General features: G+C 57.7%; 11 protein-coding genes. 10 read left to right on the plus strand and 1 reads right to left on the minus strand.

What is annotated here, in order from left to right; translation table 11 throughout:
• The first annotated feature begins 80 nt into the window (after positions 1-80).
• The 9 genes from PQU98_RS09105 (at position 81) to groL (ending at position 8,158) form a co-directional block, all read left to right on the plus strand.
• On the plus strand, positions 81-1,403 hold the full coding sequence (locus PQU98_RS09105) for an oligosaccharide MFS transporter (protein ID WP_272744632.1): 1,323 nt from the start codon (positions 81-83) through the stop codon (positions 1,401-1,403).
• On the plus strand, positions 1,400-2,620 hold the full coding sequence (locus PQU98_RS09110) for a glycoside hydrolase family 88 protein (RefSeq protein ID WP_272744633.1): 1,221 nt from the start codon (positions 1,400-1,402) through the stop codon (positions 2,618-2,620). Before PQU98_RS09105 ends, PQU98_RS09110 begins: the two co-directional genes overlap by 4 nt.
• Positions 2,620-3,552 carry an ROK family protein gene (locus PQU98_RS09115; protein WP_272744634.1) on the plus strand — a complete coding sequence of 311 codons (933 nt, stop codon included), beginning with the start codon at positions 2,620-2,622 and terminating at the stop codon, positions 3,550-3,552. The genes PQU98_RS09110 and PQU98_RS09115 overlap by 1 nt, the downstream gene beginning before the upstream one ends.
• A 187-nt stretch (positions 3,553-3,739) precedes the next feature.
• The gene (locus PQU98_RS09120) at positions 3,740-4,222 is read left to right on the plus strand and encodes a hypothetical protein (RefSeq protein ID WP_272744635.1); all 483 of its coding nucleotides are present in this window, start codon (positions 3,740-3,742) and stop codon (positions 4,220-4,222) included.
• A gap of 27 nt (positions 4,223-4,249) precedes the next feature.
• Complete coding sequence (locus tag PQU98_RS09125; RefSeq protein WP_272744636.1) at positions 4,250-4,759, plus strand: hypothetical protein; 510 nt, start codon at positions 4,250-4,252, stop codon at positions 4,757-4,759.
• Positions 4,759-4,995, plus strand: a complete 237-nt coding sequence (locus tag PQU98_RS09130; protein ID WP_272744637.1) for a helix-turn-helix domain-containing protein — start codon at positions 4,759-4,761, stop codon at positions 4,993-4,995. The genes PQU98_RS09125 and PQU98_RS09130 overlap by 1 nt, the downstream gene beginning before the upstream one ends.
• Before the next feature lie 39 nt (positions 4,996-5,034).
• Entirely contained in the window at positions 5,035-5,991 is a 957-nt protein-coding gene (locus PQU98_RS09135) for a TraB/GumN family protein (RefSeq protein WP_272744638.1), read from the plus strand.
• Positions 5,992-6,121: 130 nt separating this feature from the next.
• Entirely contained in the window at positions 6,122-6,412 is a 291-nt protein-coding gene (groES, locus tag PQU98_RS09140) for a co-chaperone GroES (RefSeq protein WP_189485402.1), read from the plus strand.
• Between the two features lie 99 nt (positions 6,413-6,511).
• Positions 6,512-8,158, plus strand: coding sequence for a chaperonin GroEL (gene groL / locus PQU98_RS09145; RefSeq protein WP_272744639.1), 1,647 nt, complete (start codon positions 6,512-6,514; stop codon positions 8,156-8,158).
• Between the two features lie 64 nt (positions 8,159-8,222).
• Here the strand turns inward: groL and PQU98_RS09150 are convergent, their stop codons facing one another.
• A complete protein-coding gene (locus tag PQU98_RS09150) occupies positions 8,223-9,161 on the minus strand; it encodes a retroviral-like aspartic protease family protein (protein ID WP_272744640.1) in 939 nt (312 codons plus the stop codon).
• A 170-nt stretch (positions 9,162-9,331) separates the two neighbouring features.
• Here PQU98_RS09150 and PQU98_RS09155 point away from each other — a divergent pair, with 170 nt between their 5' ends.
• Positions 9,332-11,785 (plus strand): PhoX family protein, encoded by a 2,454-nt coding sequence (locus PQU98_RS09155; protein ID WP_272744641.1) that lies wholly within the window; start codon positions 9,332-9,334, stop codon positions 11,783-11,785.
• Positions 11,786-12,027 lie beyond the last annotated feature (242 nt).

Genomic DNA, 12,027 nt, shown 5'->3' on the forward strand with positions numbered 1-12,027 from the left:
GAAATATAAATCAAAATACGCAATTGCTCAAAAAAGCGCCGGCGTTGACCCACGACGGTGACAGAAACAGGGTAGAAAACATGGCTTTAGTATCATCAGGCAATAGTGCACCTGTCATCGACCGGCCGGGCAGGCTGAAAGTTCAGATCGCCTTAAGCGCTTTCGTCTTTGCCTATTTCGCCTCGCAGGCCATGAGCATTTCCCTGCTCTCCAACTGGCTGAAATCGACCCTGTCCCTGACCGGAGAGCAGACCGGAACCGTCCTTGGGGCCAATTTTGTCGCCGCCCTTTTGTTTCAGCCGCTGTACGGTTTTATCTCCGATAAGATCGGCTTTAAGAAACACGTCCTGTGGTTTCTGGCGATCATGGTCGCCTGCTGCGGGCCGTTCTTCTATTTTGTTTATGAGCCCCTGCTAAGATCCAGTCTGTTGTTGGGGGCAGCCGTAGGCGGCGCCTATCTGTCGCTGACCTTTATGGCCGGGTCTTTTGCGCTGGAGTCCTATGTGGACCGCATGGGTCGGCACTACGGCTTTGAGTATAGCCGTGTGCGCATGTTCGGTGCCTTGGGCTTTGCCTGCGCCGCGTTCTTCTCCGGCAACCTGTTCAACATCAATCCGCACATCAACTTTTCGATTGCCTCGGTACTGGCCATTGTCCTGATTTCCGTTCTGTTTCTGTTTAAGAACGAAACTGTGGCCGAAGAGGCAAGCTCAGCCAGCCGCGTCACCCTGAAGGACTCGCTTGCCGTTTTGAAACTGCCGAAGTTCTGGGGGTTCATGGTGCTTATTCTGGGTGTGACCAACCTCTATCTCGTTTTTGATCAGCAGTTTCCGGTCTATTACGCCTCGCAGTTTGAAACCGAAGCGATCGGTCGCGTCATGTTTGGCCGCCTGAATTTCGCACAGATCTTCCTCGAAGCCGGGATGCTGTTTATTGCGCCGTTTATTGTCAACTATACGGGCATCAAACGCGGCCTGTTGCTGGCGGCGGGTATAATGATCATCCGTATCACCGGCTCAGGTCTGGTCGAAGGCCCGATCGCTATTTCGGCCATGAAAATGCTCCACTCCATCGAACTGCCGATTCTGGCCGTATCCATTTTCCGCTATATCGCCGCGCATTTTGAGGCGCGCTTCGCATCGACACTTTACATGGTCGGCGTTAGCTTTGGTCACAGTCTGGGGCTGGCTATTTTGTCCAATCCGGTTGGCCGCCTTTATGACCTGTTCGGTTTTCAGCATACCTATCTGATCATTGGTCTGGGCGCATTGATCTGCTGGATAGCCTCTATCTGGACACTTGCACCGGACCCTCAGCGCACCTCGATGAACAGCACGGTCGCCTCTCCGGATGCGCCACTTGTCGACCCCGTTCTTAATTCCGTTCCCGATGTAAAGTCATGACGACCAACCTTATGACACCCAGACAAAGCCATTCACCGTCTACCGCCCCCGCGCGGGAGCCGCTCCCCAGGCGTAATCTTCCGACCGGCCCCAACAAAGACCTCATAGACCAAGCGATTGGTACGGCGCTCGCCCGTATTGATAAGGGTCTGGCTGTCTATGGCGATCAGTTCCCGGAACCGTCTTCCGTGGGCAATGTCTATCGCACTATGGGCAATACCGAATGGACAAACGGCTTCTGGACCGGGCAACTTTGGCTGGCTTATGAACTTTCGGGCGATGAGAAATACCGCACGGCGGCTGAACGTCACGTCGAGAGCTTCCATGCGCGCATTTTTGATCAGGTCAATGTCGATCACCATGATCTCGGGTTTCTCTATTCACTATCGTGCGTCGCCGCCAGCAAGCTGACCGATTCAACACTGGCCCGTGAGGCCGGACTGGAAGCCGCCCGTCTGCTCCTGACACGCTACCTGCCCAAGGCTGGCATCATTCAGGCCTGGGGCAACCTTTCCGATCCCGCCGAAGCCGGCCGCATGATCATCGACTGCAATCTGAATCTGCCGCTGCTGTACTGGGCGACGGAACAGACCGGCGACCTGACCTTTGCCGATGCCGCCGACACCCACATCCAGCAGGCGCTGAAATATATTGTCCGGCCGGATGCCTCGACTTTCCATACCTTTTACATGGACCCCGTAACCGGCGCACCGCGCCACGGCACCACCCATCAGGGCTATGCTGACGATTCCTGCTGGGCGCGTGGTCAGGCCTGGGGCATTGCCGGTTTCCCGCTGGTTTATCGTTACTTCCGCAAACCGGCCCTTATTGAAACCTCGGCGCGGCTGGCTAACTATTTCCTGAACCGCCTGCCGCAGGACCTCATCTGCTGCTGGGATCTGGTGTTCACTGATGCGCCCCATGAACGGGACTCATCTGCCGCCGCCATCGCCGCCTGCGGGCTTCTGGAACTGGGCAAATCACTGCCCCTGTCCGACACGGATAGCCCCGCCTACCGCGGAACGGCCATTGCCATGGTTGAAAGCCTTATCCGGCTCTATGCCGCCACCCCTGACGATGAGGGCGCAGGCCTGCTCAAGCACGGCGTCTACCACATGCCCAAGGGCATTGGCGTGGATGAGTATTGCCTGTGGGGAGACTATTTTTATCTGGAGGCCCTGACCCGCCTCACGCGTATTTGGGAGCCCTACTGGTAATGCAGATTGGTCTTGATTTCGGAGGCACAAAGATCGAAGCCGCCGCCCTTGATGAGGCGGGTAATTATCTGCTGCGTATCCGCAAACCGAACCCCGGCAACTATGATGATGCCTTAGAGGCCGTCTGTGATCTGGTGGCCTATGTCGAACGTGAAACCGGCCAGACCGGCACGGTGGGCATCGGCACACCGGGGTCGATTTCGCCCACGACCGGCCTGATGCGCAATTCAAACTCCCTGTACCTGAATGGCCGGCCTTTCCGCGAAGACCTGACAACCGCCATGGGCCGCGAGGTGCGTCTGGCCAATGATGCCAATTGCTTTGCGCTATCCGAAGCCGTCGATGGCGCCGGTGCCGGCGCCACTGTCTGCTTCGGCGTCATACTGGGCACAGGATGCGGCGGGGGCGTTGTTATTGACGGGAAACTGGTCGAAGGGGCCAATGGCATTGCCGGTGAATGGGGGCATAACCCCCTTCCCTGGCCGGAAGCGTCTGAAACTCCCGGCCCGAAATGCTACTGCGGCAAACGTAACTGCCTTGAACAATGGATATCAGGCACAGGGCTGCAACGTGACTACCAAGCTCAGACCGGAACCGTACTTTCGGCTGAAGAGATCATCAACCGGGCCCGTCTCGGCGAAGCTGTGGCCAATGACGCCTTCAACCGGCTGATCAACAGGATTGGGCGCGCCATTGCCACGGTCTGCAATATGATTGACCCTGACGCCATTGTCATTGGCGGCGGCCTGTCCAATGTGCCGGAAATCTTTGAGCGCATCCCGACAATCATTTCCGAGAATGTGTTTGCCGATTCCTGGTCGGCTAAGATTGTGCAGGCCAAGTGGGGAGATGCCTCTGGGGTAAGAGGCGCTGCACGTCTGTGGGCTGTGGGCGAAGTTCCGCGCGCCTTGCCCCAGACACGGATCGCCTGATTTCCGGCATGGCAAAGTCCAGTTTCGCCAACGTCACAAAGGCCAGGCACCCATAGGGTTTGTCCATCGGGCATTTGCCAGCCGGGCCGGCGCAGCACGACACGCACAGACCACATAACAAAGCCCCTTGACTTTAAGTTTTAATTAAACTTATATGCACCTAACATAAATAAATATAGGTGCGATTATGGGAAATATTCGTATTCCGCACGGCCCGCTGAGTCTGGTGATCAAGGTCGTGGTGGTCGTTCTCGCTCTGGCCCTCATCAGGGAGGTTGCCGTTCATCTTGGTGAGTTGCCGGTAATTGATCGCACCAACTGGCGTGAGATGATCCTGATTCCCGCCTTCTGGCTTGGCCTGTTGGCGCCCGGATTTTACCTGCGCGCGGCCTGGGCGGCATCCGATGTCTTTGCCCGCATGGATAAGGGTGATCCGTTTGGCCCGGCCATGATCAGGGGCCTGAAAAGCATGGGCTCAAACCTGATGCTGGGGGCCGCCTGCGCCATTGTGATCGCCCCCACCCTGTCCCCGCTGTTTGACGACCGGTTTCGCGGCGTGCGCTACGATGCCGAGATCGAAAGCGTGACCATTGGCCTTTTGGGGCTGGTGCTGTTCCTGATGGCGCAGCAGGGTCAGGCGCTGAAATCGGAAATGGACAGCTTTGTCTGACCTCCCCCAAAGTCACTGGAGAACGCCATGAAAAAAATAATGAATTTTACTTACTGGCCGCTGAAACTGATAGTCGGTGTGCCGCTGGCGCTTTATGCTATAGTAACCGCGGTTCAATTGCCCAAGCTCTGGCGCCTGCTGGAAGGTGATCCATACCGGCTTGGCTTGGCGGCACTTCAGGGCGGGCTACCGGTGCTGCCGTTTGTGTTTTATGCGCTGGCGATCTGGTTCGGGGCGGATATGATTGCGCGGGTAAGGCCCGATACCGTGCTGGAACCCCTATTAATCAAAGGGCTAAAACGCAGCGGACTATGCCTTGGGGCCGGCTCGATAGCACTTTATGTTGAATCAAGCCTGTGGGCCTGGCAGACGATTTATGGTAACGACACGCCCCTGCCGCAGGGCCATTCCATCGACTTTTTCCACGCGACCACAACCTTGTTTATCGGCCTCATTCTTTATGGTTTGGCGCAGCGTATCCGCCTGATGCAGGTCAAACGTGAAACCCTTGCCATAGAACTGAGTAATTTTGTCTGATGCCTGTACGCGTAACGCTTGATGTCATGCTGGCGCGCCGAAAGATGCGCGCCAAAGACCTGGCCGCACAGGTCGGCATATCTGAAACCCAGATGTCCCTGCTGCGCACCGGTAAGGTCAAGGGCATGCGCTTTGATACCCTGTCGAAAATCTGTCTGCTGCTGGAGTGCCAGCCCGGCGATATTCTGGAATATGATGCCGATAAACTGGATTTGAACACCACCGATCCGGACTAGCCCTATTCCGGTCACGGTTTTAGCGACTATATTTGGGCCATGACCAAAGCCATCCTCATCGCTGCTACCCTTATGACCTTGCCGCTCACCGTGTCCGCGCAGGAAACCGTGTCCGAAAGGGAGTTTGTCAATGACGGCGCTGAATGGATTACCGAGGTCACGGTCACCGCCAACCTGCCCGGCCCCGCGATCTGGCGCGTCAAAAAAGGCAGCTCCGAGGTTTATATTCTGGGAGCCATGCCGGTGATGGTTAAGCGCATCCCGTGGGACGATGCCCGTATCCGGCGCGTGCTGAAGCAATCCAATGTCCTGCTGACTGCCCCCGAAGCCGAGGTCGGGCTGATCGGCCTGACCAAGCTTCAGATGAACAAACGCCTGCCGCTAGGTAAAAAGCTCGACGAAGTATTACCCGCCGATGTATCGCAGCGGTTCTATGCTCTGGCCGATGCTCACGGCCTTGACCGCGACAAGTATAAAAAGGCCGCGCCCCTGTGGGCCGTAGCCGCTCTGCGCGCGGACATCTATGAAAAGGCGCAGATCGCCACGCTTGATCCTGAGAAAACCCTGAAACGGTTTGCCAAGGAAGACCGGCTGAAAACCCGCCCTGTGGGTTCATATAGTGCGGCCAAAATTATTTCCCGCGTCGGCCAGTTCTCAAAGGCACAGGAAATGTCCTGCGTGCGCGCCACGCTTGATGAGATCGAATTTTCTACGAAAAATGCCCGCACTGCCACCGAGGCATGGGGGCGCGGTGATCTAAGAACCGTGCAAAAACTATCACCGGACTCGGCCCTTCTGGCCTGCCTTGAAGGCGCGCCTTCGACCTCAGCCATGCTTGGTCGTACCATCGATCAGACGGTAGCATCGATCAATAAGGCCCTTGAGACACCGGGAAAATCCGTCATTGTCCTGCCGCTCAGCGCCCTTCTCAGTCAGGGCGGCGCGCTGCAAAAGCTGAAATCTCAAGGACTTGAGATATCTGAGCCCGCTTTATAAAAATTTCACACACAAAATCCCAATATCGCGCCTTGACTCTACGCCAGCGCGATCCTAACTCAAAGGCGCATTAGCACTCACACACATCGAGTGCTAACAGACCTTTTTATAATTGAATCGGAGACATCTCATGAGCTTTCGTCCGCTGGGCGACCGCGTTGTGGTCAAGAGAGTAGAAGAAGAAGCCAAGACCAAGGGTGGGATCATCATCCCCGATACTGCCAAGGAAAAGCCACAAGAAGGCGAAGTCGTCTCCGTAGGCCCCGGTGCCCGTAACGACAAGGGCGACATCGTTGCTCTGGAAGTCAAGGCGGGCGACCGCGTCCTGTTTGGTAAGTGGGGCGGCACCGAAGTCAAGATCGACGGCGAAGACCTGCTGATCCTGAAAGAATCCGACATCCTGGGTATTGTGAACCGCTAGTCTTAGCGAACGACTGCCCCCTCCGGCGGGACTTCGCCCGCCACCTCCCCCGTAAACAGGGGAGGAGATAATTCACGCAACCAAATAGGATAACTAATCATGGCTGCTAAAGACGTACTTTTTGCTTCCGACGCGCGCGACAAGATTTTGCGCGGCGTCAACATTCTCGCCAACGCCGTTAAGGTAACGCTCGGCCCCAAGGGTCGTAACGTCATCCTCGAAAAATCTTTCGGCGCGCCGCGTTCGACCAAGGACGGCGTTTCCGTCGCCAAGGAAATCGAACTGGCTGATCGCTTTGAGAACCTCGGCGCTCAATTGATCCGCGAAGTGGCTTCCAAGACCAACGACAAGGCCGGTGACGGCACCACGACCGCGACCGTTCTGGCGCAGGCGATTGCCGTCGAAGGTCTGAAGTCGGTATCGTCGGGCCGCAACCCGATGGATCTGAAGCGCGGCATCGATAAGGCCGTTGCGGTCGTCGTGGCCGAAATCAAGGCCTCGTCGAAGAAGGTCACGACCAACTCCGAAATCGCGCAGGTCGGCACCATTTCGGCCAACGGCGACAAAGAAGTCGGTGAAATGATCGCTAAGGCGATGGAAAAAGTCGGCAACGAAGGCGTCATCACCGTTGAAGAAGCCAAGACCGCTGAAACCGAGCTGGATGTCGTCGAAGGCATGCAGTTTGACCGCGGCTACCTGTCGCCTTACTTCATCACCAACCCCGATAAGATGGAAGCGATCCTCGAAGATCCTTACATCCTGATCTTCGACAAGAAGATCTCGTCGCTGCAGCCGATCCTGCCGGTCCTCGAAGCCGTTGTCCAATCGGGCAAGCCATTGCTGATCGTGGCCGAAGACGTTGAAGGCGAAGCCTTGGCAACGCTGGTTGTCAACCGTCTGCGCGGCGGCCTGCGCGTTGCTGCGGTTAAGGCACCGGGCTTCGGCGATCGCCGTAAGGCCATGCTGGAAGACATCGCCATCCTGACCGCCGGTCAAGTCATCAGCGAAGACATTGGTATCAAGCTTGAGTCGGTCACGCTCGACATGCTCGGCCGCGCCAAGAAGGTCACGATCACCAAGGAAAACACCACCATCGTTGATGGCGCCGGTGAAAAGTCCGAGATCGAAGGCCGCGTCGCTCAGATCAAGACCCAGATCGAAGAAACTACCTCTGACTACGACAAAGAAAAGCTGCAAGAGCGTCTGGCGAAGCTCGCCGGTGGCGTTGCCGTGATCCGCGTCGGTGGTTCGACCGAAGTCGAAGTCAAGGAAAAGAAGGACCGCGTTGACGACGCCCTGAACGCCACCCGCGCCGCGGTTGACGAAGGTATCGTCCCCGGTGGTGGTACGGCGCTGCTGAAGGCTTCGCTGGCCCTGACCGACCTTAAGGGTGACAATGATGACCAGACCGCCGGCATCAACATCGTCCGTCGCGCCCTGCAGGCCCCGATCCGTCAGATCGTGGAAAATGCTGGCGTCGAAGGCTCGATCGTGGTCGGTAAGGTTCTGGAAAATGCCTCGGCCACCTTTGGCTTTAACGCTCAGACCGAGCAGTATGTTGACCTCGTCGCTGACGGCGTGATCGACCCTGCTAAGGTTGTGCGTACGGCTCTGCAAGACGCGGCTTCCGTGTCGGGCCTCTTGATCACGACCGAAGCGGCTGTGGTTGAATCGCCGAAGAAAGACGCAGCTCCGGCAATGCCGGGCGGCGGCGGCATGGGCGGCATGGGTGGTATGGATTTCTAATCCACACCTTCGATACTCTGCTGAAAATAGAAAGAGCGGGTCGCAAGGCCCGCTCTTTTTGCATTTAGGGTTGGGGCGCGGGCTTACCGAACAGTAACTGCACATCATCGAAATAGCGGTTGGGCTTCACATAGATGCCATCTGCGGCAAACACATGGTTGAAGCGCCCGATAGCGCCCATGCCGACAATGCCATCGACACCGCCAAAACTGCTGTCCACCTTCGGATCATAGAGTGTCAACGGCGCGCCCTTAATCGGGAAATCCCCGATCGTGACGGTTTCGGCGTGGACGTAGCGGGTCTTGACCTGATCGCCATGAATGCCGCGCGCCATACGATCCTGATAGGGTTTATAGCGATCCCAAAGCTTATGTTTGCGAACGAAACCGGAAGCCAGATTGACCGCGGCCCCGGCGCCGGTATCCAGAAGACAGTTGGCCTTAAGGCCGTCGACCATAACATCAACATAGATTTTCTCACCCGCCCCGGCCTGCTCGCGGCGACTGGGCCACAGATGATAGCCGCTGAGGTCAAGTCCGCGCCCACCGGGATAAAAGGTCAGTTGCATAGTGTCGAGATCCAGCCGGCTTGGTACACCGGTCAGGAACCCCGCCGCCAGAAGTCCGTCGAATTCAAAGGCTTCAAAAATATCAAACCCGGCCATAGCCATCGCTTTGACCCGGAAAGCTTCTCCGAAGACGACATCATTGGCCTGATAAATCGCCGTATGGTCTGATCCGCCGATGCCATAGATTTTTTCATATTCGACCAGCCGCATATTGAGCTGTCGCGCCAGACTGGGCTTGATGCCACTAACGGACGCGCCGGTATCCAGAATGAAATAATAAGGCCCCTTGCCCCCTATTGTCAGGCTGGTGACAATCCGCCGCGGTGGCGCCAGCGCAATGGGCACGGCCACCGTTTCGTCGTCTGCCGCAAATGCCTGTGCCGACCACAGGCCCCCGGATGCAGCCGCAGCTTGCAGCCATTGGCGTCTGTTCATATTCCCCTCCTCTTAAAATTGCTTCAGATACCGGTGTCATCCCGTTTGATAACTGTCAATCTTGCGGTGCAACACCCATAGCTTTCATAAATCCGATACACAGATCGCAAAAGACCTACACACAACAGGGTCATTAGTGACCGTCCACATCATTTGGAGGGAGCGGCGCTGTGTCCGATATCAAACTTACCGGTCGTCACGATGACGGCAATTTTCAGTTAAATACATCGAACAACCCAAGCCTGAGCGATGTTATCGAACAGCGTAATTCCCGCCGTCAGATTCTGGGCGGGATGGCGTCAGTGGCGGCCCTGTTCGGCATGAGCGCCTGCGGCAGCGATAATGACGACAAGGCTCCGCTGGCCGTCGTATCGGCGGGCAGTGCCGGTGCCACCACCTCGGGCCGTATGGTCACCCTAACCGGCACAGCATCCGGCTCCTCCAGCGTTGCCTGGACACAAGTGTCCGGCCCGACGGTTGCACTATCTGGTGCTGATACCGCCACCGCCACCTTCATGGCCCCCAGCGTCACAGCCGCCACCCCGCTGGTATTCAGCTTTACGGGTAAGAACGCGGCGGGCTTCCCGTCGTCGGCTAATGCTACAGTGACCGTTAGCCCCGCCGTTCTGGGCTTCACGGCTGTCGCCAGAAATAAGAATGACATCGTCACCGTGCCCGAAGGCTATACGGTGTCGGTTCTCTACCGTCTGGGCGACCCGATCCTTTCAGGCGTTTCGGCCTATGCCAATGACGGCTCCGACACCAACTTTGCCGGCCGCGCCGGCGATCACCATGACGGCATGGCCTATTTCGGTCTGGCCGCTACGGGCACTGCCCGCGATGACAACAGCTCGACCCGCGGGCTTTTGGTGATGAACCACGAAAACATCACCGCCCCTTACCTGCACGTGAACGGCGTTACCGCCGGGTCCACACGACTGGAATCCGAAGCCGTCAAGGAAATCGAATGTCACGGTGTCGCCGTGGTCGAAGTCACTCGCGCGGCAAACGGCGGCTGGAGCTACGTTCAGGGCGGGGCGCTCAATCGCCGCATCACGCCGAATACACCCATGACCCTGCATGGCCCGGTACGCGGCGACGATCAGGTCAAGACTGTCTATTCGACGGCTGGTACGGCTGGTCGCGGCACGATCAACAACTGCGCCAACGGCGTCAATGCGTGGGGCACCTATCTGACCTGCGAAGAAAACTGGGCCGGTTACTTCCGCCGCGCCGCCGGTGACAATGCCAACCGCAGCGCTAAGCAAGTGACCGCGCTGAACCGCTATGGCATGTCGCAAGGGGCTGCCGGGGCCAATAACTGGGCCAGCGTCACCGCCGCCAATGCCGCCGATCAGGCCAATTTCTCCAAGTGGAATGTCACGGTCGACACCACCAAGGCCGCTGATGGCACCGGCGATTACCGCAATGAAGCCAACCAGTACGGCTGGGTGGTCGAAATCGATCCGTATAATGCCAGCGCCACACCACGCAAGCGTACCGCCCTTGGCCGCATGGGCCACGAAGGCGCCTGGCCTGCCAACTTCGTCGCGGGCCGTAAGCCGGTGTTCTACATGGGCGACGATTCGCGCGGCGAGTATTTCTATAAGTTCGTCTCGGCAACCCCTTGGAGTGCCGCCGATGCCACCGCCACCGATCGTCTGGCGATCGGTGATAAGTACCTCGATAACGGCACACTCTATGTGGCCCGCTTTGATGCCACGGGTCAGGGCGTTTGGTTGCCGCTGGTCTTCGGCACCGGCGTGCTGACTGCCGCCAATCCGACATACGCCTTCGCCAATCAGGCCGATGTGCTGATCAACACCCGTCTGGCCGCCGATGTTTTGGGCGCCACCAAGATGGACCGTCCGGAATGGGCGGCCGTCAACCCCGCCAATGGCGAGGTTTACCTGACGCTGACCAACAACAATGCCTCGAACCGTCCGCTGGCGGGCACCAACGCTGCCAACCCGCGTCACTATAATGATCCGGTAGGTGCCACAAACAACTTTGGTAACCCGAACGGCCACATCATCCGCCTCAAGGAAGCCGCCAATAACCCCGAAGCCACCACCTTCCAGTGGGATATCTACCTGTTCGGAGCCGGGGCTGATCTGGATGCCACCAACATCAATATCTCCGGCCTTGATGCTACCAACGATTTCTCCAGCCCCGACGGTCTGTGGTTCTCGCGCCCCAGCAATGCCGCCGGTCTGGTCAATCCGCTGCTGTGGCTTCAAACTGACGACGGCGCCTATACGGACGTGACCAACAACCAGATGCTGGCCGCTATGCCCGGCACGGTCGGCGATGGCGCTGCGCGCACCATCACCAATACCGGCACGGGCGGGGCTACCGCCACGCAGGCCACCTTTGTGGGTAAGGCACCGGGGATGCAGCTTCGCCGCTTCCTGGTGGGGCCAAAGGAATGTGAGATCACCGGTATCGACTCGACGCCGGATGGCCGCACCCTGTTCGTCAATATCCAGCATCCGGGCGAGAATGGCTCACCGGCCACGCCGACCTCCAACTGGCCCGCCAGTCAGGCTGGCACCGCTGCGGGTCGTCCGCGCTCAGCCACAGTCGTCATCACCAAAAATGACGGTGGTGTGGTGGCGCTTTAGGGTAATCGCTCGAAAGTCCTTCGGCCTTGCGGCCTCAGTGTACTTTCTTGCGGAACAGATACGGAAAGAGCGGGTCGAAAGGCCCGCTTTTTTTCATTCCGTCATTTTCTTTAAAATTTGGCTCATTACGCAAAATGATCACCCTATTGCCGCCTCGGCCTTTCGAGACAATAATTCAGTACTACATTGCCACAATGATCGCACGTAGTTGGAATATGGAGTGGTGAAAGTGACGGCTGAGT

It is taken from the genome of Asticcacaulis machinosus (assembly GCF_028550435.1).
Taxonomy (GTDB): Bacteria; Pseudomonadota; Alphaproteobacteria; order Caulobacterales; family Caulobacteraceae; genus Asticcacaulis; species Asticcacaulis machinosus.